Origin of the sequence: Nocardioides marmoribigeumensis (assembly GCF_031458325.1) — a bacterium.
Taxonomy (GTDB): Bacteria; Actinomycetota; Actinomycetes; order Propionibacteriales; family Nocardioidaceae; genus Marmoricola_A; species Marmoricola_A marmoribigeumensis.
The window spans coordinates 4,206,509-4,232,604 of sequence record NZ_JAVDYG010000001.1 but is presented as its reverse complement, the minus strand read 5'-3'; the positions used below and the strand labels follow the sequence as shown (position 1 = coordinate 4,232,604).

General features: G+C 72.8%; 29 protein-coding genes and 2 pseudogenes. 20 read left to right on the top strand and 11 right to left on the bottom strand.

Annotated features, from left to right (window positions below; all coding sequences use genetic code 11):
• The first annotated feature begins 50 nt into the window (after positions 1–50).
• Complete coding sequence (locus J2S63_RS20240; RefSeq protein ID WP_310306152.1) at positions 51–536, top strand: ASCH domain-containing protein; 486 nt, start codon at positions 51–53, stop codon at positions 534–536.
• Here J2S63_RS20240 and ypfJ read toward each other — a convergent pair.
• Positions 511–1,440: a KPN_02809 family neutral zinc metallopeptidase gene (ypfJ, locus tag J2S63_RS20235; RefSeq protein ID WP_310306150.1), complete on the bottom strand. Its 930-nt coding sequence runs from the start codon at positions 1,438–1,440 to the stop codon at positions 511–513. The two genes, J2S63_RS20240 and ypfJ, sit on opposite strands and share 26 nt — an antisense overlap.
• A 22-nt stretch (positions 1,441–1,462) precedes the next feature.
• Between ypfJ and J2S63_RS20230 the strand changes: the two genes are divergently transcribed.
• On the top strand, positions 1,463–3,061 hold the full coding sequence (locus J2S63_RS20230; RefSeq protein ID WP_310306148.1) for an ABC-F family ATP-binding cassette domain-containing protein: 1,599 nt from the start codon (positions 1,463–1,465) through the stop codon (positions 3,059–3,061).
• Positions 3,062–3,116: 55 nt separating this feature from the next.
• Positions 3,117–3,911, top strand: coding sequence for an enoyl-CoA hydratase/isomerase family protein (locus J2S63_RS20225; RefSeq protein WP_310306146.1), 795 nt, complete (start codon positions 3,117–3,119; stop codon positions 3,909–3,911).
• On the opposite strand, the gene J2S63_RS20220 is transcribed toward J2S63_RS20225, so the two are convergent.
• The gene (locus J2S63_RS20220) at positions 3,895–4,731 is read right to left on the bottom strand and encodes a hypothetical protein (RefSeq protein WP_310306144.1); all 837 of its coding nucleotides are present in this window, start codon (positions 4,729–4,731) and stop codon (positions 3,895–3,897) included. The two genes, J2S63_RS20225 and J2S63_RS20220, sit on opposite strands and share 17 nt — an antisense overlap.
• A gap of 86 nt (positions 4,732–4,817) precedes the next feature.
• On the opposite strand from J2S63_RS20220, the gene J2S63_RS20215 reads away from it, so the two are divergent.
• Together J2S63_RS20215 and J2S63_RS20210 are read left to right on the top strand one after the other, a co-directional pair.
• Positions 4,818–6,695 (top strand): ABC transporter ATP-binding protein, encoded by a 1,878-nt coding sequence (locus tag J2S63_RS20215; protein ID WP_310306143.1) that lies wholly within the window; start codon positions 4,818–4,820, stop codon positions 6,693–6,695.
• A complete protein-coding gene (locus J2S63_RS20210) occupies positions 6,695–7,450 on the top strand; it encodes an SDR family oxidoreductase (RefSeq protein WP_310306141.1) in 756 nt (251 codons plus the stop codon). Before J2S63_RS20215 ends, J2S63_RS20210 begins: the two co-directional genes overlap by 1 nt.
• Here the strand turns inward: J2S63_RS20210 and J2S63_RS20205 are convergent.
• Complete coding sequence (locus tag J2S63_RS20205; protein WP_310306138.1) at positions 7,396–8,169, bottom strand: SURF1 family cytochrome oxidase biogenesis protein; 774 nt, start codon at positions 8,167–8,169, stop codon at positions 7,396–7,398. The two genes, J2S63_RS20210 and J2S63_RS20205, sit on opposite strands and share 55 nt — an antisense overlap.
• On the opposite strand from J2S63_RS20205, the gene moaA reads away from it, so the two are divergent.
• Positions 8,168–9,208 carry a GTP 3',8-cyclase MoaA gene (gene moaA, locus J2S63_RS20200; RefSeq protein WP_374725126.1) on the top strand — a complete coding sequence of 347 codons (1,041 nt, stop codon included), beginning with the start codon at positions 8,168–8,170 and terminating at the stop codon, positions 9,206–9,208. The two genes, J2S63_RS20205 and moaA, sit on opposite strands and share 2 nt — an antisense overlap.
• Before the next feature lie 25 nt (positions 9,209–9,233).
• Here moaA and J2S63_RS20195 read toward each other — a convergent pair whose 3' ends face one another.
• Positions 9,234–9,542, bottom strand: a complete 309-nt coding sequence (locus tag J2S63_RS20195) for a DUF3099 domain-containing protein (RefSeq protein WP_310306134.1) — start codon at positions 9,540–9,542, stop codon at positions 9,234–9,236.
• A 64-nt stretch (positions 9,543–9,606) separates the two neighbouring features.
• Between J2S63_RS20195 and J2S63_RS20190 the strand changes: the two genes are divergently transcribed.
• The 4 genes from J2S63_RS20190 (at position 9,607) to J2S63_RS20175 (ending at position 12,142) form a co-directional block, all read left to right on the top strand.
• The gene (locus tag J2S63_RS20190) at positions 9,607–9,831 is read left to right on the top strand and encodes a dodecin (RefSeq protein ID WP_310306133.1); all 225 of its coding nucleotides are present in this window, start codon (positions 9,607–9,609) and stop codon (positions 9,829–9,831) included.
• 93 nt (positions 9,832–9,924) lie between these two features.
• Complete coding sequence (locus tag J2S63_RS20185; RefSeq protein ID WP_310306131.1) at positions 9,925–10,629, top strand: beta-ketoacyl-ACP reductase; 705 nt, start codon at positions 9,925–9,927, stop codon at positions 10,627–10,629.
• Positions 10,630–10,686: 57 nt separating this feature from the next.
• Positions 10,687–11,460: an enoyl-ACP reductase FabI gene (gene fabI / locus J2S63_RS20180; protein WP_310306129.1), complete on the top strand. Its 774-nt coding sequence runs from the start codon at positions 10,687–10,689 to the stop codon at positions 11,458–11,460.
• Between the two features lie 163 nt (positions 11,461–11,623).
• Positions 11,624–12,142 carry a SixA phosphatase family protein gene (locus tag J2S63_RS20175; protein WP_310306127.1) on the top strand — a complete coding sequence of 173 codons (519 nt, stop codon included), beginning with the start codon at positions 11,624–11,626 and terminating at the stop codon, positions 12,140–12,142.
• 4 nt (positions 12,143–12,146) lie between these two features.
• On the opposite strand, the gene serB is transcribed toward J2S63_RS20175, so the two are convergent.
• Complete coding sequence (serB, locus tag J2S63_RS20170; protein ID WP_310306124.1) at positions 12,147–13,382, bottom strand: phosphoserine phosphatase SerB; 1,236 nt, start codon at positions 13,380–13,382, stop codon at positions 12,147–12,149.
• A 198-nt stretch (positions 13,383–13,580) separates the two neighbouring features.
• Between serB and J2S63_RS20165 the strand changes: the two are divergent.
• A pseudogene (locus J2S63_RS20165) lies at positions 13,581–13,976 on the top strand (RNA-guided endonuclease TnpB family protein); the annotation flags it as partial.
• Between the two features lie 196 nt (positions 13,977–14,172).
• Here the strand turns inward: J2S63_RS20165 and J2S63_RS20160 are convergent.
• Positions 14,173–14,982 carry an Rv1486c family protein gene (locus J2S63_RS20160; protein WP_310306123.1) on the bottom strand — a complete coding sequence of 270 codons (810 nt, stop codon included), beginning with the start codon at positions 14,980–14,982 and terminating at the stop codon, positions 14,173–14,175.
• Between the two features lie 62 nt (positions 14,983–15,044).
• Between J2S63_RS20160 and J2S63_RS20155 the strand changes: the two genes are divergently transcribed.
• A complete protein-coding gene (locus tag J2S63_RS20155; protein WP_310306758.1) occupies positions 15,045–15,845 on the top strand; it encodes an ABC transporter ATP-binding protein in 801 nt (266 codons plus the stop codon).
• Positions 15,842–16,603: a sulfite exporter TauE/SafE family protein gene (locus J2S63_RS20150; RefSeq protein ID WP_310306121.1), complete on the top strand. Its 762-nt coding sequence runs from the start codon at positions 15,842–15,844 to the stop codon at positions 16,601–16,603. The genes J2S63_RS20155 and J2S63_RS20150 overlap by 4 nt, the downstream gene beginning before the upstream one ends.
• Before the next feature lie 7 nt (positions 16,604–16,610).
• On the opposite strand, the gene J2S63_RS20145 is transcribed toward J2S63_RS20150, so the two are convergent.
• A complete protein-coding gene (locus J2S63_RS20145; RefSeq protein ID WP_310306119.1) occupies positions 16,611–17,591 on the bottom strand; it encodes an alpha/beta hydrolase in 981 nt (326 codons plus the stop codon).
• A gap of 49 nt (positions 17,592–17,640) precedes the next feature.
• Here J2S63_RS20145 and J2S63_RS20140 point away from each other — a divergent pair, with 49 nt between their 5' ends.
• Positions 17,641–18,138, top strand: coding sequence for an NUDIX domain-containing protein (locus J2S63_RS20140; protein WP_310306117.1), 498 nt, complete (start codon positions 17,641–17,643; stop codon positions 18,136–18,138).
• Between the two features lie 24 nt (positions 18,139–18,162).
• The gene (locus J2S63_RS20135; protein WP_310306116.1) at positions 18,163–18,672 is read left to right on the top strand and encodes a universal stress protein; all 510 of its coding nucleotides are present in this window, start codon (positions 18,163–18,165) and stop codon (positions 18,670–18,672) included.
• Positions 18,673–18,676: 4 nt separating this feature from the next.
• On the opposite strand, the gene J2S63_RS20130 is transcribed toward J2S63_RS20135, so the two are convergent.
• The gene (locus J2S63_RS20130; protein ID WP_310306114.1) at positions 18,677–19,207 is read right to left on the bottom strand and encodes a YbhB/YbcL family Raf kinase inhibitor-like protein; all 531 of its coding nucleotides are present in this window, start codon (positions 19,205–19,207) and stop codon (positions 18,677–18,679) included.
• A gap of 105 nt (positions 19,208–19,312) precedes the next feature.
• Between J2S63_RS20130 and cobA the strand changes: the two genes are divergently transcribed.
• Both cobA and J2S63_RS20120 read left to right on the top strand, forming a co-directional pair.
• Positions 19,313–20,560, top strand: a complete 1,248-nt coding sequence (cobA, locus tag J2S63_RS20125; protein WP_310306112.1) for a uroporphyrinogen-III C-methyltransferase — start codon at positions 19,313–19,315, stop codon at positions 20,558–20,560.
• 26 nt (positions 20,561–20,586) lie between these two features.
• Entirely contained in the window at positions 20,587–21,396 is an 810-nt protein-coding gene (locus J2S63_RS20120) for a TrmH family RNA methyltransferase (RefSeq protein ID WP_310306110.1), read from the top strand.
• Here the strand turns inward: J2S63_RS20120 and def are convergent.
• Positions 21,369–21,968 carry a peptide deformylase gene (gene def / locus J2S63_RS20115; protein ID WP_310306108.1) on the bottom strand — a complete coding sequence of 200 codons (600 nt, stop codon included), beginning with the start codon at positions 21,966–21,968 and terminating at the stop codon, positions 21,369–21,371. The two genes, J2S63_RS20120 and def, sit on opposite strands and share 28 nt — an antisense overlap.
• A 105-nt stretch (positions 21,969–22,073) precedes the next feature.
• On the opposite strand from def, the gene J2S63_RS20110 reads away from it, so the two are divergent.
• Both J2S63_RS20110 and J2S63_RS20105 read left to right on the top strand, forming a co-directional pair.
• Entirely contained in the window at positions 22,074–23,438 is a 1,365-nt protein-coding gene (locus tag J2S63_RS20110) for an acyl-CoA dehydrogenase family protein (protein ID WP_310306106.1), read from the top strand.
• Positions 23,438–24,655 (top strand): acyl-CoA dehydrogenase family protein, encoded by a 1,218-nt coding sequence (locus tag J2S63_RS20105; protein WP_310306104.1) that lies wholly within the window; start codon positions 23,438–23,440, stop codon positions 24,653–24,655. The genes J2S63_RS20110 and J2S63_RS20105 overlap by 1 nt, the downstream gene beginning before the upstream one ends.
• On the opposite strand, the pseudogene J2S63_RS20100 reads toward J2S63_RS20105, so the two are convergent.
• Positions 24,648–24,767, bottom strand: a pseudogene (locus J2S63_RS20100) (ATP-binding protein); the annotation flags it as partial. The gene J2S63_RS20105 and the pseudogene J2S63_RS20100 overlap by 8 nt on opposite strands.
• Between J2S63_RS20100 and J2S63_RS20095 the strand changes: the two are divergent.
• Complete coding sequence (locus J2S63_RS20095; protein ID WP_310306102.1) at positions 24,723–25,433, top strand: SDR family NAD(P)-dependent oxidoreductase; 711 nt, start codon at positions 24,723–24,725, stop codon at positions 25,431–25,433. The pseudogene J2S63_RS20100 and the gene J2S63_RS20095 overlap by 45 nt on opposite strands.
• Here J2S63_RS20095 and J2S63_RS20090 read toward each other — a convergent pair.
• On the bottom strand, positions 25,321–25,785 hold the full coding sequence (locus J2S63_RS20090) for a dihydrofolate reductase family protein (RefSeq protein ID WP_310306100.1): 465 nt from the start codon (positions 25,783–25,785) through the stop codon (positions 25,321–25,323). The genes J2S63_RS20095 and J2S63_RS20090 overlap by 113 nt on opposite strands.
• Positions 25,786–26,096: the final 311 nt, after the last annotated feature.

Genomic DNA, 26,096 nt, shown 5'->3' with positions numbered 1-26,096 from the left:
GCTCGCCGGTGACCATCCGCGCCGCAGGGGTGGCGACGTAGCCTGCCGGGGTGGAGTCGACGGGTGACACGGTCGCCGCGTTCTGGGCGTCGTACGTCAGCGCGAGTGGGTACGACGGCCCGCTGGTCACCTCCTACGCCTTCGGCGACAGCCCCGAGCTGGCCGACGAGCTGGGGGAGCTGGTGCTGCACGGACCCAAGCGGGCGACGGCCGAGCTGGCGCAGGCGTTCGGAGGGGACGGCGACCCGATGCCTCAGGTGGATGACCGGTGCGTCGTGCTCGACGGTGCCGGGCGCCCGCTGGCCGTCGTACGCACCACCGACGTGCGGGTCGGCCCGCTCTCGTCGGTCGACGATGCGTTCGCCTGGGACGAGGGGGAGGGTGACCGCAGTCGGGACTGGTGGCTCGACGCGCACACCCGCTTCTTCCGCCGGGAGTGCGAGGCCAACGGCTGGGACTTCAGCGACGCCATCCCGGTCGTGTTCGAGCGGTTCGAGGTCGTGTGGCCGGTCAGAGGTGCAGGTCGCGGGCGCTGAAGGTGTCGCAGGCGTCGAGCGTGCCCTGGGACAGGCCCGTCTTGAACCAGTACATCCGGGCCGAGGCGGATCCGTGGGTCCAGGACTCGGGGTTCACCCGGCCACCGGACTTCTGCTGGATCCGGTCGTCACCGACGGCCGCCGCGGCGTCGAGCGCGCGGGCGATGTCGTCCTGGGTGAGGTCGAGGATGTAGACCTCACCGTTGGCGTCCTCGACCGTCGTGGCGTACTTCGACCACATGCCGGCGTAGCAGTCGGCCTGCAGCTCCAGGCGCACGGTGTCGCTCTGCGGCCCCTTCTGCGTGCGCACCTTGCCCATCGTGCCGAGCAGGTCCTGGACGTGGTGGCCGTACTCGTGGGCCAGCACGTAGGCCTCGGAGAACGGCCCACCCTTGGCGCCGAGGTCACCCTGGAGCATGTCCTTGAAGAACGTCGTGTCGAGGTAGACAGTCTTGTCAGTCGGACAATAAAACGGCCCGACCTGGGCGGTGGCGCCGCCGCAGCCGGTCTGCGTGCTGCGGGAGAAGAACACCGCGAGGCTCTTGGAGTAGGCCACGTCGGCCTGCTGGGGCAGCTCGCCGGCCCAGAACGCCTGGATGTTGTTGACGTCGGCGACCAGCGCGCACTGCTCGGTCTTGTTGGCGTCCGCGCCGGACGTGCAGTCGAGCCCCTGCACCTGCGAGTCGTCGGGCGCGGCACCGCCGGCACCGCCCGCGCCGCCGCCCCCGCCGTTGACCGCCTGCACGATCACGAAGATCAGGATCAGCAGCACGACGCCGCCCAGACCACCTCGGCCGCCCGTGCTCGAGGGGATCGGGATCGGCAGGCCACGGCCACCGCCACCCCCGCCGCGGCGTACCTGCACCTGCGAGGAGTCCAGCCGGGCCCGAGGGTTGAAACGCATGCACGTAGGCTTGCACACGGCCATGATCACCGTCACCGACCTCGAAGTACGCGCCGGCGCTCGACTGCTCATGGAGCACGTGTCGTTCCGCGTGGGACCTGGCGACCGCGTCGGCCTGGTGGGCCGCAACGGCGCGGGCAAGACCACGCTGACCAAGGTCCTCGCGGGCCAGTCACTGCCTGCCTCCGGCAAGGTCACCTGCTCGGGGGAGATCGGCTACCTGCCGCAGGACTCCCGCAGCGGTGACCCGGAGGTGCTCGCGCTCCATCGCGTCCTGTCCGCGCGGGGCCTCGACGACGCCGTACGCCGGCTGCGCGAGTCCGAGCACGAGATGGGCTCCGACGACCCGGTCGTCCGCGACAAGGCGATGAAGAAGTACGAGCGGGCCGACGCCGCCCTGCACGCCGGCGGTGGCTACGCCGCGGAGTCCGAGGCGCGACGCATCGCGGCCAGCCTCAACATCGAGGACCGCATCCTCGACCAGCCCCTGCGGACGCTGTCCGGAGGGCAGCGGCGCCGCGTCGAGCTGGCACGGATCCTGTTCTCCGACGCCGAGGTCCTCATGCTCGACGAGCCGACCAACCACCTCGACGCCGACTCCGTGGTGTGGCTGCGGGAGTACCTCCGCACCTACAAGGGCGGCCTCATCGTGATCAGCCACGACGTCGGGCTCCTGGAGGCGTGCGTCAACCGGGTGCTGCACCTCGATGCCAATCGGGCCGAGGTCGACGTCTACGCCATGGGCTGGAAGGCCTACCTCGAGCAGCGCGAGATCGACGAGCGCCGCCGCAAGCGCGAGCGCGCCAACGCCGAGCGCAAGGCCAGCTCGCTGATGGACCAGGCCAACAAGATGCGCGCCAAGGCGACCAAGGCCCAGGCCGCCCAGTCGATGATGAAGCGCGCGGAGCGCCTGATGGAGGGCGTCGAGGGCGAGCGGCGCGCCGACCGCGTGGCCCGCATCGCGTTCCCCAAGCCGGCCCCGTGCGGCAAGACGCCGTTGACGGCGAGCGGCCTGTCGAAGTCCTACGGCTCGCTGGAGGTCTTCACCGACGTCGACCTCGCGATCGACCGGGGGAGCAGGGTCGTCATCCTCGGGCTCAACGGCGCCGGCAAGACCACGCTGCTGCGCATCCTGGGCGGGGTCGACCGGGCCGACACCGGGCAGGTCCAGCCGGGCCACGGGCTCAAGCTCGGCTACTACGCCCAGGAGCACGAGACCCTCGACACCTCGCGCTCGGTGCTGGAGAACCTCCACACCGCCGCGCCCCAGCTCACCGACACCGAGGCGCGCAGCGTCCTGGGGTCGTTCCTCTTCTCCGGCGACGACGCGATGAAGCCCGCCGGCGTGCTGTCCGGCGGCGAGAAGACCCGTCTCGCCCTGGCGATCCTCGTGGTCTCCAGCGCCAACGTGCTGCTGCTCGACGAGCCGACCAACAACCTCGACCCCGCCTCGCGCGAGGAGGTCCTGGCCGCGATCCGAGCCTACGAGGGCGCGATCATCCTGGTCACCCACGACGAGGGCGCGGTCCACGCGCTCGAGCCGGACCGGGTGCTGATCCTCCCCGACGGCGTCGAGGACCTCTGGACCGCGGACTACGCCGACCTGGTTGCCCTGGCGTAGCGGCGTCCGCGCCCACCGCGCGGGTCGCCTCGCGACGCTGCCCTAGGTTGAGCCCATGAACCCCGAGATCCTCGAGGCCGGCGGCGTGCGCGTGGACGTCGCCGACGGCGTCGCGACCGTGACCCTGGACCGTCCCGACCGGCGCAACGCCCAGACCCCGTCGATGTGGGCGGCGCTGGCCCACGTGGGCGACTCCCTCCCGGACGACGTGCGCGTCGTCGTCCTGCGCGGCGAGGGCCAGTCGTTCTCGGCGGGCCTCGACCGCCGGCTGATCGACGGCTCGGGCATCGAGGGCGAGGACGACATCCCCGGCCTGATGTCGCAGTCCGACGACGCGATCGTCGACTGGGTCGACGTCTGCCAGCACGGGTTCACCTGGCTGCGCGACCCGCGCTTCATCTCGATCGCCGTCGTGCACGGGCACGCCTACGGCGCGGGCTTCCAGCTCGCCCTGTCGTGCGACTACCGGATCGCCACCCCCGAGGCGGCCTTCTGCATGAAGGAGTCGGCGCTCGGCCTCGTCCCCGACCTGACCGGCACCAAGCCGCTCGTCGAGGCCGTGGGCTACTCCCGCGCTCTCGACCTCTGCGCCACCGCCCGGGTCGTCGGCGGCGAGGAGGCGGCCGCGATCGGGCTCGTCAACGTGCTCACGTCCGCCGAGTCGCTCGAGGACGAGGTCGCCGCCGCGGTCGCGCGGTTCTGCGGCCCGCCCCACGGCGCGGTCGCCGCGACCAAGCAGATCGTGCTCGCCGCGTCGGAGAACGACCTCGACTCCCAGCGCCTCCTCGAGCGCCGCACCCAGGTCGGCCGGCTGCGCGACCTCGCCCGGCAGCTCAGCGGGCAGGCCTGAGCCAGGCCGTCCACCGCTCCACCGCGACGAACCCCATCGTCTCGTAGAGCGGCCGCCCGTCGTCGCTCGCGACGAGCACGGCCGGCAGGTCGGGCTCGCACAGCGTGGCGGCCCAGGTCGCGGCCGCGCCGGCACCCCGGCCCCGCCCGGACGGGAGCGCGGCGACGTACTCCACGAGCACGGCGCCGCCCGCCACGTGCGCCGCGGCGACCGCCGAGGGCTGCCCGTCGACGTACGCCAACCAGACGCGGGTGGTGCCGTCCAGCAGCGGCGGCGCGAGGATGCTGCCGGGCACCAGGGGCTGCAGCTCGGGCATCGGGTAGCCCTCGACCAGCACGCGCTCCGCGACCGCGAGCGTGTCCTCGTCGGCGACCTGCCGCAGCCCGACGCCGTCACGCAGCGGGGGAGCGGCGCCGCCGGGGAAGCGGACCATCAGCGGCGGGTGCCCGATCCTCACCAGCCCGTGGGCCGAGAGGTCCGGGGTGGGGAACGGGCTCACCAGGAAGTACGGCGCCCGGTCCGGCACCAGGCCGCCCACCTCGCCGAGCACCTCGGCGTACTCCCCGGGCGCGAGCGGTGCCGTCACGACCACCGGGTTGGTCAGCGCGCCCTTGTCGCCGACGAACCCGCCCGCCCACCGAGGCGTACGGCGGGAGGGCCGGCCCAGCGAGTCGGCGACGGCCACGCCCCACGAGGCGTGCACGGCCACCGCGCGGCGCACGAGCGTGTCGGAGTCGGGGAGGTCCGGCTCCCAGCCGGTGGCGAGGTGCTCGCCCTCGTCGGGCTCGATCGAGCTGCGCGGCTCCGGTGGACCAGCCATGCCTGCATGGTGCTCCTCCACAGCCGTCGGAGGGCAGGACCGAGGTCCGGAACAAAATGAGGGTCCGTGCTGGTTGGGTGGTCGATATGGCGATGCACACCGGCATGGGGCCGGTCTGGCGACACATGCGCACCGACCGCAGCGCGGCCGACGTGCGGCTCGGGCGCGACACCCTGCGCCGGGTGCTGGCGTTCGCGACGCCGCACAAGCCCGTCATCACGGTGTTCCTGGTCCTGACGGTCCTCGACTCGCTCCTGGTCGTGGTCAACCCGCTGGTGGTCAAGGAGATCGTCGACGTCGGCATCAAGGACTCCCGCGTGTCCTACATCGCCGTCCTGGCGGCGATCATGGCGGCGGTGGCGCTGCTGGAGGCGGGGCTGACGGTGTGGTCCGGGGTGCTGTCCTCGCGCATCGGCGAGGGGCTGATCCTCGACCTGCGGTCAGCGGTCTTCGCCCACGTGCAACGGCTGTCGCTGGCGTTCTTCACCCGCACGCAGACCGGGGCCCTGGTCAGCCGGCTCAACAACGACGTCATCGGGGCGCAGCGCGCCTTCACCTCCACCCTGCAGAGCACGGTGAGCAACAGCATCGCGGTCGTGGTCGTCGGGGCCACGATGATCACGCTCAGCTGGCAGGTCACGCTGCTGTGCCTCGTGCTGTTCCCCGTGCTCGTGCTGACCGCGCGCTGGGTCGGGGGCCGCCTCTCCGAGCTCACCCGCCGGCAGATGGACGGCAACGCGGCCCTGGGCAACGCGATGACCGAGCGGTTCAACGTCGGCGGGGCCATGCTCCTCAAGCTCTTCGGCCGCCGCGAGGTCGAGGACGAGCAGTTCACCGCCAAGGCCGCCGTCGTGCGCGACCTCGGCGTGCGCATCTCGCTGATCACCCGGCTGTTCGCGGCCACCCTCATGCTCATCCCCGCGCTGGCGACCGCCCTGGTCTACGGGGTCGGCGGCTGGCTGGTCGTGCGCGGCGACCTGTCGATCGGCACCCTGCTCGCGCTCGGCACGCTCCTGCTGCGTCTGCTGGGCCCGCTGCAGGGCCTCTCCAACGTGCGCATCGACGTGATGACCGCGCTGGTCAGCTTCGAGCGGGTCTTCGAGATCCTCGACCTGCCGACGACGGTCCCCGAGAAGGCCGACGCCAAGGAGCTGCCCGCGGGCTCCTCGACCGTCGAGTTCGACGACGTCGTGTTCCGCTACCCTCGCGCCGACGAGGTGTCGCTGGCCAGCCTCGAGGCGGTCGCGCGACGCGAGACCAAGGACACCGGCGAGATCCTGCACGGCGTGAGCTTCCAGGCCGGCGAGGGCGACATGGTCGCACTGGTCGGCCCGTCCGGCGCGGGCAAGACGACCGTCACCCACCTCGTCGCGCGGCTCTACGACGTCACCGGCGGTGCCGTGCGCGTGGGTGGCACCGACGTGCGCGACCTGACCCTGCAGTCCCTGGAGGACGCGGTCGGCTACGTCACCCAGGACGCCTACATGTTCCACGACACGATCCGGGCCAACCTCGACTACGCCCGCCCCGGCGCCTCCGAGGACGAGCTGTGGGCGGCGCTGTCAGCGGCGCAGATCGACCGGCTGGTGAGGTCGCTGCCCGAGGGGCTCGACACGGTCGTGGGGGACCGCGGCTACCGCCTCTCCGGCGGCGAGCGCCAGCGCCTGGCGATCGCGCGGCTGCTGCTCAAGGCCCCCCGCATCGTCGTCCTCGACGAGGCCACCGCCCACCTGGACTCCGAGTCCGAGGCGGCCGTGCAGCGCGCACTCGACACCGCGCTGGAGGGACGCACGTCGCTGGTCATCGCCCACCGGCTCTCGACCGTGCGCAACGCCGACCGCATCCTGGTGCTCGACGAGGGCCGGATCGTCCAGCAGGGCACCCACACCGAGCTGCTGGCGGAGGGCGGGCTCTACGCCCACCTCTACCGCACCCAGTTCGCCGACCAGCCCGTGGAGGCCTGATGGACCTCGGACTCGCCGACCGCACCTACGTCGTGACCGGGGGGTCGCGCGGTCTCGGCCTGGCCACCGCCCGTGCGCTGGTCGGCGACGGTGCCCACGTGGTCGTCTCGTCCCGCTCCCAGGAGTCGGTCGACCGGGCCGTCGCCGAGCTGGGGGAGCGGGCCACCGGCGTCGCCGCCGACCTGGCCGACCCCGACACCCCGCGGCGCCTCTTCGACGCCGCGCACTCGGCCACCGGCCGGCTCGACGGCGTGCTCGTCTCGGTCGGCGGCCCCCCTGGCGGCACGGTCGCCGACATCACCGACGAGCAGTGGACACAGGCCTTCCAGAGCGTGTTCCTCGGTGCCGTGCGCGTCGCCCGTGAGGCGGTCGACCGGCTCGAGGACGGGGGCTCGGTCGTCTTCGTGTTGTCCTCGACCGTCCGCGAGCCGATCCCCGGGCTGGCGATCTCCAACGGACTGCGCCCCGGCCTGGCGATGGTGATGGACTCGCTGTCGCAGGAGCACGGCGCTCGCGGGCTGCGGTTCAACGCCGTCCTGCCCGGCCGCATCCAGACCGAGCGCATCCAGGAGCTCGACGACGCCGCCGATGACCCGGCCGCCGCGCGGGCGGCCCAGGAGGCGCGCATCCCGCTGGCCCGCTACGGCCGGCCCGAGGAGCTGGGCGACGTGGCGGCGTTCCTGCTGTCGCCGGCGGCGAGCTACGTGACCGGGGTCGCCCTGCCGGTCGACGGTGGCTTCCTGCGGGGCCTCTGACCCCCGCGAGCCTCGTCCCACACCAGGTAGCCGAAGCCGCCGACCGCGAGCGCTCCGAAGAACCACCACTGGATGCCGTAGAACAGGTGCGGCCCGTCGCCCAGGTCGGGCTTGTCGACCGGCACGAGGGCGGGGGTGACCGTCGGGGTCTCGCGCTGCAGGTCGACGAAGCCCTGCCGCAGCGGCCCGTCCACGCGGTCGGTGGCCGCGCGGCTGGAGACCTCGCGGGTCGAGCCGCCGGTGATCCCGGTCTTGTCGCCGGTCGAGTCCGCCCGTGCCCAGCCGGTCACCTGGACCCGGCCCGCAGGCGGGTTGGGTGCGTCGTCGGGGCCGAAGCCGGGGTCCTGGGTGGCCGTCCACCCGCGGTCGACCAGCACGTAGGACCCGTCGTCGAGCCGCAGCGGGGTGACCACGTCGACGCCGCCGTCCCCGTCCCGGGTCTGGTAGCGGACCACGAAGGTGCCGGCGGCGTCGTAGGTCCCCGAGGCCGTCACCCGGCGGAACTCGCGGCTCTCGGGCAGGGGCGCGTCGACGGAGAGGACGTCGGCGACCGGGGCGGGGGAGGCCGCCAGGTTGCGCTCGGTCCAGGCGTTGCGCTGCTCGCGGTCGTGGAGCCGGTGGAACTGCCACTCGCCGAGCCGCACGGCCCCCCAGGCCATGAGCAGGACGGCGGCGAAGAAGAGCACCCACCTCCGGGACAGCAGGAAGCCGAGGCGCATGAGCCCAAATTACCCAGTCGCACATAAAGTGGGCCGGGTGGATGCCCCGTTCCCCCTGACCGACCGCTTCGGCCGCGTCGCACGCGACCTGCGTGTCTCGCTCACGGACCGGTGCAACCTTCGCTGCACCTACTGCATGCCCGCCGAGGGACTCGACTGGCTGCCCGACGACCGCGTGCTCACCGACGACGAGGTGGTGCGCCTGGTCTCGATCGGCGTGCGCCTGCTCGGCGTCGACGACGTGCGCTTCACCGGCGGCGAGCCCCTGGTCCGGCGCGGGTTCGTCGACATCGTGCGACGCTGCGCCGAGCTCGAGCCGCGCCCCCAGCTGTCGGTGACCACCAACGCCCTGGGCCTCAAGCGCCAGGCGGTCGCCCTGCGCGACGCGGGCCTCGACCGGGTCAACGTCAGCCTCGACACCGTGCGTGCCGAGACCTTCAAGCAGATGACGCTGCGGGACCGCTTCGACGACGTGGTCGCCGGTCTGGCCGCAGCCCAGGCCGCCGGCCTCAGCCCGGTCAAGGTCAACGCGGTGCTCATGCGCGGCGTCAACGACGACCAGGCGCCCGAGCTGCTGCGCTGGTGCCTCGAGCGGGGCTACGAGCTGCGCTTCATCGAGCAGATGCCGCTCGACGCCCAGCACGGCTGGCGACGCGACGACATGGTCACCGCCGACGAGATCTTCGCCTCGCTGGAGCAGCACTTCGTGCTGGAGCCGGCCGAGGAGCCCCGCGGCACCGCGCCCGCCGAGCTGTTCCGGGTCGACGGCGGCCCGGGCCACGTCGGCGTGATCGCCTCGGTCACCCGGCCGTTCTGCGGCGACTGCGACCGGGTGCGCCTCACCGCCGACGGCCAGGTCCGCAACTGCCTGTTCGCCCGCGAGGAGTCCGACCTGCGGGCGGCCCTGCGCGGTGGCGCGAGCGACGAGGAGATCGCCCGCCGCTGGCAGCAGGCGATGGCCACCAAGCTGCCGGGGCACGGCATCGACGACCCGACCTTCCTGCAGCCGGCCCGGCCGATGTCGGCCATCGGAGGCTGACGGCGCCTCAGGCCGCCTCGGGTGCTCAGCAGTCGAGCGAGCGGGTGCCCCGGTCGGTCTCCAGCTCGGGGCGCTCGGGGACGTAGACGTCCATGCCACCGGGGTCGGGCGAGGCGCCGGCGTTGGCGAGCACGACCGCGACGTAGGGCAGGATGATCGCGCCGGCGATGAAGAAGGGCCACGCCGGGGTGTTGCGGAACACGATCGCGAGGATGAAGCAGACCGTCCGGATGCTCATGGAGAACAGGTAGCGACGCTGCCGCGCCGCGATGTCCTGGCTGCGAGGGACGGTCGCGCTGGTGATCCTGACCGAGTCGTCGGTCTTCTTCCGCACGCCTCGAACCTACCCTCGCCGACCAACCCGCCGAGGTGCGCGCGGGTGTGACTAGCCTGACGTCATGAGCAACCGGACCTACCGCGTCACCGAGATCGTCGGCACCTCCAAGGAGAGCGTCGACACCGCGATCCGCAACGGCATCGAGCGAGCCGCGTCCTCGCTGCGCCACATCGACTGGTTCGAGGTGACCCAGATCCGCGGACACGTGCAGGACGGCACGGTCGAGCACTTCCAGGTCGGCCTCAAGGTCGGCTTCCGCCTCGAGGACGACGGCGACATCGACTGAGCCCGCCCGGCACCCGCCCGATTTCGGGTACCCACGGGTAGCCCCTAGCGTCGATCGCGAGACGACTCGAGGGACACAGAAGAGGTGCGGGACGTGGCGAGATCGGTGCTGGTGACCGGAGGCAACCGGGGCATCGGGCGCGCCATCGCGGAGGCCTTCCGCGAGCTGGGCGACGACGTCGCGATCACCTACCGCTCCGGCGAGCCGCCGGAGGGCTTCCTCGCCGTGCGGTGCGACGTCACCTCCGCCGAGGACGTGGACGCCGCCTTCGCCGAGATCGAGGAGAAGCAGGGCCCCGTGGAGGTCCTGGTCGCCAACGCGGGGATCACCGACGACACCCTCCTGCTGCGCATGGGCGACGACGCCTGGAGCCGCGTCATCGACACCAACCTCACCGGGTCCTTCCGCGTGGCCAAGCGCGCCGCGCGTGGCATGCTCCGCGCCCGCCGGGGCCGCATCGTCTTCATCTCCTCCGTCGTCGGGATGCTCGGCTCCGCCGGCCAGGTCAACTACGCCGCCTCCAAGTCGGGCCTGGTGGGCATGGCCCGGTCGATCGCCCGCGAGCTCGGCAGCCGCGGCATCACCGCCAACGTCGTGGCGCCCGGCTTCGTCGAGACCGAGATGACCGAGACCCTCTCCGAGGAGCTCAGGAGCACCTACCTCGCCCAGATCCCACTGGGCCGCTACGCCACGTCCGACGAGGTGGCCGGCACCGTGACGTGGCTGGCCGGCGACGCCGCGGGCTACGTCACCGGAGCCGTGATCCCCGTCGACGGCGGCCTCGGCATGGGCCACTGACCGGCCGACCGCCCACCACCTGCTCGTCCCCAGAACCCCCAGGAGAAGGACACGACCATGGGAATCCTCGACGGCAAGCGCATCCTCGTCGCCGGCGTGACCACCGACGCCTCGATCGGCTTCGCAGCCGCCCGCGTGGCGCAGGAGCAGGGTGCGACGGTGGTGATCTCCAACTTCGGCCGTGCGCTGCGCATCACCGAGCGCATCGCCGGACGCCTGCCCCAGCCGGCCCCGGTCATCGAGCTCGACGTGACCGATCCCGAGCACCTCGAGCGTCTCCCGCAGGTGCTCGGTGAGCACGTCGACGGGCTCGACGGGGTGGTGCACTCCATCGCCTACGGCAACCCCGAGACGCTGCTCGGCGGCGACTTCCTGCGTGGCCCGTGGGAGGACGTCTCCCAGGCGGTCCAGGTCTCGGCCTACTCCTTGATGTCGCTGAGCAAGGCCTGCCTGCCGCTGCTGAAGGACGGCGGCGGCTCGATCGTCGGCCTGACCTTCGACGCCGGCGTCGCGTGGCCGGCGTACGACTGGATGGGCGTGGCCAAGGCCGGCCTCGAGTCGTGCTCGCGCTACCTCGCCCGCGACCTCGGGCCGCAGGGCGTGCGGGTCAACCTGGTCTCCGCCGGGCCCCTGCGCACGCTCGCGGCCAAGGCGATCCCGGGTTTCGAGAGCCTCGAGACCTCCTGGCGCGACCGCGCCCCGCTCGGCTGGGACGAGACCGACACCGAGCCGACGGCGCGCGCCGTGGTCGGGCTGCTGAGCGACTTCTTCCCCGCGACGACGGGCGAGATCGTGCACGTCGACGGCGGCTTCCACGCCATGGGTCTCTGACCGGGATCGAGGGCGGGGGTCCCTGAAAGGCCCACGGCCCGCACGCTCGCCGGGACTACCGCCGGGCCCCGAACGGACATTTCGTCCCGCGATGGAGATCCCGCGCGGGACAGAGCACGACATAAGGTGCGCTTTGGTGGAAACCGGCTGCCACACTGGCACCGTGGACGGACGACGGCTGGTGATCATGCGGCACGCTGCTGCGGCGCCGCACGCCTCCAACGATGCCGACCGTCCGCTGACGTCGCGGGGGCGCAGCACCGCGGCCGAGGCGGGGGAGTTCCTCCGGTCGATCGGGGTCGTGCCCGACCACGTGCTGGTCTCGCCCGCGCGGCGGTGCACCGAGACGTGGGCGCACCTGCGCGCCGCCCTGGACCCGCCGGACGGCCTCGTGGAGGTCGTGGACGACCGCATCTACGCCGCCTCCGCCGACAGCGTGCTCGAGGTGCTGCGGTCGGTGCCGGAGACCGCCCACACCGTGCTGCTCATCGGGCACAACCCGTCGGTCGCCTACGTCGCGTCGGTGCTCGCCGACGCCGACGGGCCGATGGAGGTGCTCCAGCAGCTGCTCAACGGCATGCTCCCCGGCGCGCTCGCGGTCTACGAGACCTCGGCGGCGTGGGCGGGGCTCGACATGCTCGGCGCCAAGCCGACCCACTTCCACGACGGCAGCGCGAGCTGAGCCCTCACGGCGCCGGGACCAGCGGCGGCGCCGGGGTGACGATGCCGGCCTCGGCGTCGGCGGCCTCGACCTCCTCGCGGCTGATCCCCAGCAGGTAGATCACGGTGTCGAGGAACGGCACGTTGACGGTCGTGTCGGCGGCCTGCTGCACCACGGGCTTGGCGTTGAAGGCCACCCCCAGGCCCGCGGCGGCCAGCATGTCGAGGTCGTTGGCGCCGTCCCCGACCGCGACCGTGGCGGCCTGGCTCACGCCCACCTGGGCGGCGAAGCGGCGCAGGGCGTCGGCCTTGCCCTCCCGGTCCACGACCGCGCCCACGATGCGACCGGTCAGCCGGCCGTCGACGATCTCCAGCTCGTTGGCCGCGGCGAAGTCGATGCCGAGCTCGGCGGCGAGACGGTCGGTGATCTGGCTGAAGCCACCGGACACGATCGCGAACCGGTAGCCCAGGCGCTTGAGGGTGCGCACGAGCGTGCGGGCCCCGGGCGTCAGCACGAGGTTGTCGTAGACGTCGTCGAGCGCCGAGGCGTCGAGGCCCTCGAGCAGCGCGACCCGCCGGGTGAGCGACTCGGTGAAGTCCAGCTCGCCATGCATCGCCGCCGCGGTCACCTCGGCCACCTCGTCCAGGCAGCCCGCGCGCTCGGCGAGCATCTCGATCACCTCGCCCTGCACCAGCGTGGAGTCGACGTCCATCACGACCAGGCGCACGCCGTGGCGCAGCAGGTTGGCGGGCTGGACGGCGATGTCGACCTGGTGGCGCGAGGCCTCCTCGGCGAGCAGCAGGCGCAGGCGCTGGTGGTCGGTCCCCGACACGTGCAGCTCGATGGCGGTGACGGGGTAGCGCGCCATCCGTTCGATGCGGTCGATGTTGCCGCCGATGTCGGCGATGCGGCCCGCGACGGCGGTGATCGCCGAGGCCTTGAGCGGACTGCCCAGCACGGTGACGTGGGAGCGGCCCTCGCGGCGACGCTCGTTGTCGCCGTGGCCCTTGTCGACGGTGACCCCCATCCCGAGGTCGGCGGCCTCCGCCTCCACGGCGCTGCGCAGGTCCTTCCACTGCTTGGGGGCGGTGACCAGGACGCCGAGCACCAGGTTGCCGCGGAGCACGATCTGCTCGATGTCGAGCACCTCGACGCCGTAGCGCGACAGGGTCGAGAACAGGCCTGCCGTCACGCCCGGACGGTCGACGCCGGTGAGGGTGATCAGCAGCGTCCTGGGGGTCTCGTGATCGTCGACGGACACGGCAGAAGGCTAGACGAGGTGGGCGGTCGCCCCGACCACGATCTCAGAGGGTGTGTCCCTATTGGCGGGATTGTCGGTGCCGGGCGGCGCCGTCGATCTCGTGCCCGTTGCTGCCGGACCTGCTGACACGCTCGTGTCGCACACCGGCATGCGGTTGACTCGGGCCACGACGTTCAAGTTCACCCTCGACGTGCGAGGAATGCGCTGCTGCACTCGATCAGCTCCGAGCTCCCGAAGGGCTCGGCGGTCGTGGTGATCGAGGACCTCAACGCCGCCGGCATGCCCCGCAACCGCAAGCTCGCGCGACACATCTCCGATGCCGGGTTCGGCGAGCTGCGCCGCCAGCTCGAGTACAAGACATCGTGGTACGGCACCGAGCTCGTCATCGCGGACCGCTGGTTCCCCTCATCGAAGACCTGCTCGGGGTGCGGAGTCGTGAAGACCGACCTCACCCTCGCCGACTGGGTCTATGAATGCGGGTCATGCGGCCTGGTCATCGACCGGGACCCCAACGCGGCCATCAACCTGGCCCGCTACACCCCACCCGTCCCGCCGGACACGACTGCTTCACCGCCGCTACCCGCGGCTGCCTGACACGCGCACAGCGTGTCCGTGCCTGGATGGACCGGGCCGTAGAGCCGATCGCCACCCTGCTTCACGAAGGGACCCTGGGTCGGAACCGAGACAAGCTCACCCGTGTGGTGGCGCTCGGATGGCAACCAAGAACCACCGCCCTCAACGGGGCGGCGGTCAAGTGAAGCCAGTGTTGACCGAATAGGGACACACCCAGTCAGTACGACGGGGCGCAGGTCGCGGCGACGACCGCACGCCTGGCGGCCGAGGCGAGGTCGTCGAGGGCAGCCCGGCGCTGACCGGCCTCGGCCGCGGTGACGGACCCGCCGTCGTCCTGGGACGCGAGGGCGACGATGTCGAGGCAGCGCAGGCCGAGCACCAGCATCCGGGCCGCGCGGGCGGCGACGTGCGGCGGCAGGTCGAGGTGCTGCTCGCGCCGCAGGTTGAGCAGCGCGTCGGCCACCTCGGGCCGCCACCGGGCGACGTCGAGGGCCGCGAGCCGGTCGGCGGCGCGGGGCAGGGCCGCCCGGAGCTCGCGGTCGGCGTCACCGGGGTCGATCGTCTGCCGCCGGGTGGTGGCGGGGAGCGCCCGCCACGTCACCGACGACCCGACGCGCTCGGGGACCAGCCCGAGGCCGGCCCCCTCGAGGAGCACCGCCTCCTCGGCCTCGAGCGCCGCCTGGTTGAACCCCGCCGGCCCGGCCAGCCCGACCGGATCACCAGGGACCGGCAGCGCAGCGCCGGCCGAGACCGCACCGAGGGCGCGCAGCCGGCCGAGCCCGATGATCAGCGGCTCGGGACCCGAGCCGGTGTCGACCAGGTGCACCGCGTCGCCCGAGGCGACGTGGTCGGCCGCGTCGTCGAGGCTCACCGCGCCGTGCAGCCAGGCGTCGCACCACAGCGAGAGACCGACCGCGGCATAGGCGTCGGGGTCGTCGTGGAGACCCACCTGGCGTCGCTCGGGCGCGGCCCGGCTGCCGGCCAGCTCGGCCTGCCAGCGCTGCCACGAGGGGTGCTCCTGCTCCACCTCGGCAGACTAGCGAGCCGGGTCCAAGGGGGCTCCGTGCGAGACGTAGGGTGGCCGTCGTGATCGATCCGGTGGTCCAGCTCGAGGCGGTCTCGGTCCGTCGTGGGGCCGCGACCCTGGTCGACCGGATCGACTGGGTGGTCGAGGAGGACGAGCGCTGGGTGGTCCTCGGGCCCAACGGCGCCGGCAAGACCACGCTCATGCAGATCGTCTCCGCCCAGCTGCACCCCAGCGAGGGCGAGGCCCACGTGCTGGGCGAGCGTCTCGGCGCCACCGACGTCTTCGAGCTCCGTCCCCGCATCGGGCTGGCCAGCGCCTCCCTCGCCGAGCGCATCCCGCGCTCGGAGGCGGTGCGCGACGTCGTCGTCTCCGCGTCGTACGGCGTGGTGGGGCGCTGGCGCGAGGAGTACTTCCGGCCCGACCACGAGCGGGCCGAGTCGCTGCTCAACGAGCTCGGGGTGGCGCGCCTGGCCGACCGGACCTTCGGCACCCTGAGCGAGGGCGAGCGCAAGCGGGTGCAGATCGCCCGGGCGCTCATGACCGACCCCGAGCTGCTGATCCTCGACGAGCCCGCCGCCGGGCTCGACCTGGGCGGTCGCGAGGACCTCGTCTCGACGCTGTCGGTGCTCGCGCTGGACGGCGTGGCCCCCGCGATCGTGCTGGTCTCCCACCACGTGGAGGAGATCCCGCCCAACTTCACCCACGTCCTCATGCTCCGCGGCGGCAAGGTCGTCGTCGCCGGACCGCTGGAGCACGTGATGACCGAGGCCAACCTGTCGGCCACGTTCGGGATGCCGCTGGTGCTCGAGCAGACAGCCGGTCGCTACGCCGCCCGCCGTCGCCTGCGCCGTCGCAGCACGTGACCCCGCTGGAGCTGCTGCTCGTCGCCCTGGCCGGAGTGGGGGCGGGCTTCATCAACACGGTCGCCGGCTCGGGCACGCTCATCACGTTCCCGACCCTCGTGGCGCTCGGCGTGCCCCCGGTGGTGGCCAACGTCTCCAACAACGTCGGCCTGATCCCGGGCAGCGTCGCGGGCGCGGTGGGCTGGCGCAGGGAGCTCGTCGGGCAGCGCCGCCGCGTGCTGCGCCTGGCCACGGCGAGCGCGGTGGGTGCGTTCCTCGGGGCGGTGCTGCTGCTGGCCCTGCCGAGCTCGGCCTTCGACCTGATCGTGCCGGGGCTCATCGTGGTGGGCCTCGTCCTCGTGGCCGCGGGACCCGCGATCAACCGCCGCGTGGCGAAGGCCCACGAGTCGCCCGAGGACCGCCCCGACGCGTGGTGGGCCTGGCCCGCGACCATGGGTGCCGGGGTCTACGGCGGCTACTTCGGCGCGGCCCAGGGGATCATCCTCGTCGGCTTCCTCGGCGTGGCCCTGGCCGAGGGCGTGCACCGGCTCAACGCGCTGAAGAACGTGCTCTCCGCCCTGGTCAACTCCGTCGCCGCGCTGGTCTTCGTCACCGTGGCCCACGTCGACTGGGTCGTCGCGGCCCTGATCGGCGGCGGCTCGGTCGCGGGTGCCGTGCTCGGCGCCACGCTGGGCCGCCGGCTCTCCCCGGCCCTGCTGCGCGGGGTCATCCTGCTGGTGGGCGGGACCGCCCTCGTGGTCTTCCTCGTCCGCAGCTGAGGCGGGGTCAGGCGGGGTCGGTCGGCTCGACGTACGCCGAGAGCCAGCGGCCGAGCTGGTCGAAGACCTCGTCCCGCACCGCCGGGCGGGACAGCGTGACGTCGTGCAGCGCGCCCTCGACGCGCACGAGCGTGAGGTGGCGCGAGACCTTGGTCGACCAGCGGGCGATCTGGGCGACGTCGAGGACGATGTCGCTGGCGTCGACGGCGGGCTCCCACGCCTTGGGGAACACCGACTGCGTCGAGGTCATCACCAGCGTCGGCAGGGTCAGCGAGAGGCCCTTGTGGACCGTGGCGTGGCCGCGGCGCACCGCGCGCACCCACCCGGCGTGCACCGGCCAGCTGGCCAGGGGCTTCCAGGCCAGGTCGAAGTCCCAGGCACCGTCGTGGTCGCGGTGCAGGCTGCGGGCGTAGAGCCCGCTGACCGAGCGCGGGATCTCCTGGTAGGGCCGCCGCGCGCCGATCTGGTCGATCGCGCGGGTGCCGGCCGTGCGGAGCAGGAACGAGCCGTGCATGTCCAGCCAGGGGGCGTTGAGGAACAGTCCCGCGAGCCGGGGGGAGCGCGCCTCGGCCCACAGCGCCCCGATCAGGCCGCCGGTGGAGTGCCCGCTCAGCACGACGTGGTCGTGGCCGTCGCGCTCGGTGATGACCTGGTGGGCGAGATCGATCTCGGGGTGGTACTCCGCCAGGTCGCGCGCGAAGTTGGGCGTCTGGTGCTCCCGCAGGGAGCGGCCGTACTTCCGCAGGTCGAGGGCGTAGAAGTCGTAGCCGCGGCTGGTCCAGAAGTCGGCCGCCGCGGTCTGGAAGAAGTAGTCGCAGAACCCGTGCAGGTGCAGCACCGCGCGGCGGGACCGCTTGCGCGAGGCCTTGCGACGGACCAGCGTGGCGACGACCGGGCCCTCGTCGTCGGGCGGGAGCTCGAAGGTCTCGGCGTAGTAGGGCCGGCCGAGCACGTCGACCTGCCACGCGGGGCGAGCAGCGGGGGACACGGGGCAATCCTTCCGTACGACGCCAGCCGGCGCGGAGGAGACTGGCCGGATGAGCGCGACCCCCGTCGGACGGCACGACGACCCCGAGCACCTGCTGCCCTGCCCCGAGCGCGGCTGCGACATCGTCGGCATCATCGTCGTCGACGCCCGCGGGTGGGTGCTGCTGCAGGAGCGCGACGAGCACGCGCCGGTCGCCCCCGACAAGTGGGGCCTCGTCGGCGGGCACGTCGACCCGGGGGAGCCGTTCCCCGACGCGATGCGGCGCGAGCTGGCCGAGGAGACCGGGCTGCGGCTGCCGGAGGGCACGTTGCGGATCTGGTACGACGGCGACCACACCCCCGAGACCAAGGCCCGGCTCGGCGTGCGCAACCGCTGGCAGCTGTGGGTGGGCAGGGCCGACCTCACCGACGAGGACATCGTGCTGGGCGAGGGTCGGCAGATCGTGTTCGTCGACCCCGCACGGGTGCCCGAGCTGGACCTGGCCGAGGCGGCCGCGTGGTTCGTGCCCCGGTTCCTCGCCTCGGAGGAGTACGCCGCGCTGCGCTGAGCCGGGGGCCCCTATCCTGCGGTCATGGGAGCAACCAACGCGGTGGTGGTCGGTCACGACGGGTCGAGGTTCGCCGACCGGGCGGTGCGGACCGCGCTGACGTGGGCCGAGAGGACCGGGCAGCCGGTGCGGATCCTGCGGTCGTGGTCGTTGACCAGCGCCCCGCGGCCCGAGTCGATGCGCGAGGGCTTCGTGCCGCCGTTCGCGGACTTCGCCGCCGCCGTACGCCGTGAGCTGGAGACCGACGTGGCCGCGTTCGTGGCCGAGCACCCTGACGTGGAGGTCGTCTACGAGACGCCCCACCAGCCGGCCGCCCAGGCGCTGCTCGAGGCCTCGCGCGACGCGTCGCTGCTCGTGGTCGGCACCCGCGGTCGGGGCGGCTTCAAGGGGCTGCTGCTCGGATCGGTGACCGAGCAGATCGTGCGGCACGCCGACTGCCCGGTGCTGGTCACGCGCGGCCGTCCGGGCGCCGACGACCTGGTCGAGGCCGACGCCGAGCGCACCGTGCCGCTCGACGCCGCCTTCGACGAGTGAGAGGTCAGTGTTGGTAGGTGCCGTGCAGGATCGCGCGCGCCGCGGTCTTGAACGCCAGGTTGAACGACACCACGGCGGGGCTGGCGTCGCTGTCGACGCCGAGCGTGTCCTCCTTGACCGCGTGCACCACGAAGAAGTAGCGGTGGACCTGGTCGCCCTCCGGCGGGGCCGCGCCCATGAACGCCTTGGTGCCGCCGTCGTTGCGGCACATGAACGCCCCCTCGGGCAGTCCCGCGCCACCCTCGGCGCCCGCCCCGGTGTCGAGCGAGGTCACGTCGGCCGGGATGTCGCACACCACCCAGTGCCAGAAGCCGGACGGGGTCGGGGCGTCGGGGTCGAAGCAGGTGACCACGAAGCTCTTGGTCTCCTCCGGGAAGCCGCTCCAGCTCAGCTGAGGTGAGGTGTCGCCCTCGGCGTTGACCTGGTCGTCCTTGAGCGGCTGACCGTCGGTGACGTCGTCGCTGGTCACCTCGAAGGACGGCACCTCGGGCAGCAGGGTGTAGGGATCGGGGCTCACAGGACGGTCGAGCGACATGGGCTTCCTCTCGGGGGTCGAGCACAGCACGGGCCTTCTCCGCACCCTGGTCCGCGCTCTGGTCGGCGGTCAAGGTCCACTCGCCACCCTGCCCACAATGACCGGGTGCATGCCGACCCCACCCCCGCCCCCTACCCGGTTGCCCTGCAGCTGCAGGGCCGCCAGGTGCTCGTGGTCGGCGGCGGTCACGTCGCCCAGCGCCGGGTGCCCGGGCTCCTCGGCTCAGGGGCCGTCGTACGCCTGGTGTCGCCGGAGGTGACCCCTGCCCTGGAGGGCATGGCCACGGGCGGGGAGATCACCTGGGAGCAGCGCCGCTACGCGCCCGGTGACCTCGAGGGGGCGTGGTACGTCATCGCGGCCACCGACGACCCGGCCGCCAACGCCGCGGTGTCGGAGGAGGCCGAGGCCCTGCGGGTCTTCTGCGTGCGCGCCGACGACGCCAGCCAGGCGAGCGCCTGGACCCCGGCGACGGGACGGCACGAGGGCCTCACGGTCGCGGTCGTCGCCAACCGCGAGCCGCGACGGTCGGCCGCCCTGCGCGACCGGATCATCGCGGGCCTGCGTGACGGGCTGCTGCGCGACCCCGGCTCGACCGCCCCGCACGAGGCGGGGGTCGTCCTCGTCGGCGGGGGACCGGGCGACCCCGACCTGGTGACCGTGGCCGCGCGCCGCGCGCTCGGGGAGGCCGACGTCGTCGTCACCGACCGGCTCGCCCCGCGCGCGCTGCTCGACGAGCTCCCGGCCGACGTCGAGCTCATCGACGTCACCAAGCTCCCGCGCGGCCGGGCCGCTGCGCAGGAGGCGATCAACCAGGTCATCGTCGACCGCGCCCGGGCCGGCAAGCGGGTCGTGCGGTTCAAGGGCGGCGACAACTACGTCTTCGGGCGCGGCTACGAGGAGCTGCTCGCCTGCGCCGAGGCCGGGGTCCCGTGCCAGGTGATCCCGGGCATCACCAGCGCCATCTCGGTGCCGGCCCTCGCCGGCATCCCGGTGACCCACCGCGGCGTCGCGCACGAGTTCACCGTCATCTCGGGCCACCTGCCGCCCGGTCACCCGGAGTCGCTGGTCCAGTGGGACGCCGTCGCCCGGATGCGGGGCACGGTCGTGCTCCTCATGGCGGTGCAGAACCTGCCGCGGATCGCCGCGGTCCTCATCGCCGGCGGGCGGCCCTCCGACACCCCGGTGGCCATCGTCTGCGACGGCACGATGCCCACCGAGCGGACCGTCTGGTCGACCCTCGGCACCGTCGAGGTCGACGCCGAGAGGCACGAGGTGCGGCCGCCGGCGATCGTCGTGGTCGGCGACGTGGTCGCCGTGGCCAACCCCGCGGCGTACGACGTGGGCGCGGGCTAGCGACCGCCCTCTGGTTGGCTGGTCCCGTGGCGCAGCTGATCGAGATCGAGGACCCCGCGGACCCGCGGCTCTCCGACTACCGCGACCTGCGCGACGTGCAGCTCCGCGAGTCCGTCGAGGCCGCCGAGGGCCTCTTCCTGGCCGAGGGGGAGAAGGTCGTGCGCCGGGCGGTCGAGGCCGGCTACGCCGCCCGCTCGTTCCTGATGGCGCCGCGCTGGCTGGACGGGCTGGCCGACGTGCTCGGGAGGACCGACGCGCCCTGCTACGTCGTGTCGGAGGCGTTCGCCGAGCAGGTCACCGGCTTCCACGTGCACCGGGGCGCGCTGGCCTCCCTGCACCGCCGGCCGTTGCCGTCGCTGGACGAGGTGCTCGACGGCGCCCGGACCGTCGTGGTGCTCGAGGACGTGGTCGACCACACCAACGTCGGGGCCATCCTGCGCAGCGCGGCCGCGCTCGGCGTCGACGCCGCGCTGCTGGCACCGCGCTGCGCGGACCCGCTCTACCGCCGCTCGGTCAAGGTCGCGATGGGCGCGGTGTTCTCGCTGCCGTGGACCCGCCTGCCCGAGTGGTACGACGCCCTGCCGGACCTGGGCGCGCGCGGCTTCACGACCGTGGCCCTGACCCTCGCCGACGACGCCGTGCCGATCGAGGAGGCCCTGGCCGGGGTCGACCGCGTCGCGCTCGTGCTGGGCTCCGAGGGGCACGGGATCTCCGACCGCTGGCAGGCGACCGCCGACCGGCGGGCGATCATCCCGATGGCCGCCGGCGTCGACTCGCTCAACGTGGCGGCCGCGAGCGCGGTCGCGTTCTACGTGGCGGGCCACTCGGCCGGGTAGTCCTCCGCGACCGAGTCGTGCTGCTTGGTGAGCCGCTTCATGGAGCGCTTGCTCAGCCGGTCGCCGAAGACGGTGCCCCTGGTGTGGTCGGTCTCGTGCTGCAGGCAACGGGCGAGGAGGCCGGTGCCCTCGTAGTGGACCGGCTCGCCGTCGAGGCCCGTGCCGTCGACGGCCGCCCAGTCGGGGCGTGCGCACTCGGTGAACGCCCCCGGGAAGGACAGGCAGCCCTCGTCGCCGTCGTCGAGCCGGCGGTCCTTGCCCTCCGGCAGGGTCACCTCCGGGTTGCACACCACGCCGCGGTGGAACACGCCGTCGTCGTCCGGGCAGTCGAAGACGAACACCGCCAGGTCCACCCCGATCTGGCAGGCGGCGAGGCCGACGCCCTCGGCGGCGTACATGGTCGCGGTCATGTCGGCGACCAGCGACCGCAGCTCGTCGTCGTACGCCGTGACCGGCTGCTGCGGCCGGTGCATGACGTCGGCGCCCCACCGGGTGATCGGGCGGACGGTGCCGCCGTCGGGGAGCTCGGGGCCGACGGAGGTGAGGGGCGAGTCGGGGGAGTCGGGGGGCATGGGCGACATCGTAAGGAGGGGCCTCGCGACCGGCCGAACAGCGTGACCTGCGCCACGCAGCACCGCCCTGGTCCGCAACTGTAACTCCGAGTTACAGTTTCACGCATGACGCTCAACACCGACGCCCCGGCCAGCGGCAGCCAGCGCCGCCGCGGCCTCGCCCGTAGCGAGAAGACCGACCCGATCGGCTTCGCCGTCGCCTTCCTCAACCGCCTCGCCCAGACCCCGGCCCTGGACCGCCTCGGCCTGCGCAAGCCGGCCGAGCAGGTCGTCTACACCGCGACCAAGTCCGGCTTCCAGACCATCGGTGCGGTCAACCGGCAGTTCAAGCGGGCCGGAGGCAAGGGCAAGGGCCAGCGCGTGCCGTCCGCGCAGCGCACCGGCGTCTTCGACCTGACCCCGAGCGAGGACGAGCAGATGCTCGTCGACGTGGTGACCGAGTTCGCCGCGGAGGTCGTGCTCCCCGCCGCGTCCGGCGCCAACGAGACCTGCGAGGCGCCGGCGGAGGTGCTCGAGGCCGCCAACGAGATCGGCCTCCCGATCCTCGGCGTGGCCGAGGACCTCGGTGGCATCGCCACCGAGCGCTCCGCCGTCGCCGGCACCCTCGTGGCCGAGGCGCTGGCCAAGGGCGACATGGGCCTGGCCGTCGCCGTGCTCGCGCCCGCCGCGGTGAGCACCGCGTTGTCGCTGTGGGGCACCGACGAGCAGCAGAAGACCTACCTGCCGGCGTTCACCGAGGACGATGTGCCGGCGGCCGCGCTGGCGCTCGCCGAGCCGCGCCCGCTGTTCGACCCGCGCGACCTCCAGACCACCGCCCGCCGCCAGGGCGACGGCTTCGTGCTCAACGGCGTGAAGTCCGGGGTCCCGCGCGGCCACGACGGCGAGCTGTTCGTCGTCGGTGCCGACCTGGAGGGCAGGCCTCACCTGTTCCTCGTCGAGTCCTCGACGCCGGGCCTCACCGTGGAGAACGACCCGTCGATGGGCGTGCGCGCCGCGGGCATCTCCAAGCTGGTCCTCGAGGACGTCGAGGTCGGCTCGATCGCGCTGCTCGGCGACGCCGAGACCTACCTCGAGGCCGTCCGCCTCGCCCGGCTCGGCTGGTGCGCCCTCGCGGTCGGCACCGGCCAGGCCGTGCTCGACTACGTCGTCCCCTACGTCAACAGCCGCGAGGCGTTCGGCGAGCCCGTCAGCCACCGCCAGTCGGTCGCCTTCATGGTCGCCAACATCGCGATCGAGCTCGAGGGCATGCGCCTGGCGACCTACAAGGCCGCCGCCCGCGCCGCGCAGGGCAAGGACTTCTCCCGCGAGGTCGCGCTTGCCCGCAAGCTCTGCGCCGACAAGGGCATGCAGATCGGCCTGGACGGCGTGCAGCTGCTCGGCGGCCACGGCTACGTCAAGGAGCACCCGGTCGAGCGGTGGTACCGCGACCTCAGAGCCATCGGAGTCATGGAAGGAGGGGTGTTGGTCTGATGATCAACCTCGAGACCCCCAAGAAGCACCGGCCGCTCATCGGTCAGGCCCACCAGGTCGCGATGAACCTGCTGCGCCCCAACAGCCGCAAGTACGACACCCTCGAGCACGAGTACCCCGTCGAGCTCGACATGCTCGCCGCGATGATCGACGGGCTCTCGGAGTCCGGCGCCGGCGAGGGTGCCGGAGCCTCCGGCGTACGCCGTGACGAGACGCCGGCCGAGAAGGACAAGGGCGTCAAGAACGGCGCCAACCTCGCCTCCGTGCTGTCCATCCTCGAGATGTGCTGGGGCGACACCGGCCTGCTCCTCTCGATGCCGCGCCAGGGCCTGGGCAACTCCGCGATCGCCTCGGTCGCCAACGAGGAGCAGCTCGAGCGCTTCAAGGGCGTCTGGGCCGGCATGGCCATCACCGAGCCCGGCGTCGGCTCCGACTCGGCCAACATCCAGACCACCGCCGTCCTCGACGGTGACGAGTACGTCCTCAACGGCGAGAAGATCTACGTGACCGCCGGGGAGCGCGCCGACGCGATCGTGGTGTGGGCGACGCTCGACAAGAGCCTCGGCCGCGCGGCGATCAAGTCGTTCGTCGTGGAGAAGGGCACCCCCGGCATGCGCCTGGAGCGCCTCGAGCACAAGCTCGGCATCCGCGCCTCCGACACCGCGGCGTTCATCTTCGAGAACTGCCGCGTGCCCAAGGAGAACCTCCTCGGGTCGCCGGACATCGACACCAAGCAGGGCTTCGCCGGCGCGATGGCGACCTTCGACAACACCCGTCCGCTGGTCGCCGCGATGGCGCTCGGCTGCGCGCGCGCCGCGCTCGACTTCACCCGTGACCTGCTCGCGCAGAGCGGCGTCGAGGTCGACTACGACGCTCCCGCGTTCAACCAGCACGCCGCCGCGTCGACGCTGCTGCAGCTCGAGGCCGACTGGGAGTCGGCCTACCTGCTGACGCTGGAGGCCGCCTGGAAGGCCGACAACCGCCAGGCCAACTCGCTCGAGGCCTCGATGGCCAAGGCCAAGGCCGGCCGCATGGGCAGCGACGTGACGCTCCGCTGCGTCGAGCTCACCAGCACCCTCGGCTACAGCGAGCACGACCTGCTCGAGAAGTGGGCGCGCGACTCCAAGATCCTCGACATCTTCGAGGGCACCCAGCAGATCCAGCAGCTGATCGTGGCCCGCCGCGTGCTGGGCCTGTCCTCCGCGCAGCTCAAGTAGCAGCCGGGAGCCACAGCACCGCCTCGGTGCCGCCGGCGGGGCGCGACCTCAGGGTCAGCGTCCCGCCGTGCTGCGTCACGACCTCCGTGGCGATCGCGAGGCCGAGCCCGCTGCCGCCCCGTGCCCGCGCCGCGCCGCTGCGGACGAACGGCAGGTGAGCCGACGCGGCGACCTGCGGGTCGAGCTCACCCTCGACATCGTCCGGGCCCCGTTCGAGACCAACGTCTTCGGCCTGCTGCGGCTGACCCAGCTGGTGCTCCCGGGCATGCGGGCCGCGGGGGAGGGCCGCATCGTCAACATGGGCTCGATGGGCGGCAAGCTCACGTTCCCGGGCGGCGGTGTCTACCACGCCACGAAGTACGCCGTGGAGGCGCTCAGCGACGCCCTGCGGTTCGAGGTGCAGGGCTTCGGCGTCAAGGTCGTGCTGGTCGAGCCCGGCCTCATCACGACCGAGTTCGCCACCACCGCGGTCGCCAGCGTCGACTCAGGCGCGACCGGCGCCTCGGGCGACGAGGGTCCCTACGCCCGGTTCAACCGCTCGGTGCGCAAGGGCACCGCGGCGGCGCACACCGGCCCGATGTCCAAGCTGGGCGGACCTCCCGAGGCCGTCGCCAAGGTGGTCCACAAGGCGCTCACCACGTCCCGGCCGCGCGCCCGCTACACCGTCACGCGCCCCCGCCCAGGCGGACGTCCTTGCCGTCCGCTGCCGTCAGCGCGAGGTGCAGGACCTCCTCGGGTGAGCCGTCCACGAAGACGAACGTCGTGTCGGACAGCGTGAGCGGCGGCCGCTCGTGGTGGGACATCACGAAGACCGGCGTGTGGAACGGCGGCTCGTCACCCCACCAGCCGTTCCAGTCCTGGTCCTCCCCCGGTCCGCGGTAGGGGCTGAACTTGTTGCGGCCCATGATCTCCGCCCCGACGTTGCGGTGGAAGTCGCGGACCAGGTAGTCGTCGAGGCCCCGGCTGCCGCCGGGGTCGGTGCGAGTCGGGCAGCTCGCGGTCGCGCCGGTCCAGGAGAACATCGCGGTGGGGTCCGCATGGCCGAACGGGCGCTCGAGGCTCTGTCCCTCACCGGCGGCATAGCCGTCCCTCGACACGTTGAAGTTGTGGACCCTCACCATCTGCGTCACTTCGTCTCGTCTCGACGTCTGCTCGTGGTGGCCCGACCTCTCGCGACCGCGGAACTCATCGTCCCTGCCCGCGCCGGTGCACGGGAAGTTCACCCGGAGGACACGCCGTCGCGGGGGTCGCGTCACCACGGCACGCCAGCGTGGACCTCATGAAGATGCAGATGGTCGCCCTGTTCGGGCTCGCCGCGTACTTCGTCTACGTCACGACGTTCGCGAGCGTCCTCGCGGGGCTCTGGGACCCGAGCTAGACACCTCACCCGCGCCCGGGGGTCTCGACTGGGCTCGACCACCGAGATGGCTCGACCACCGAG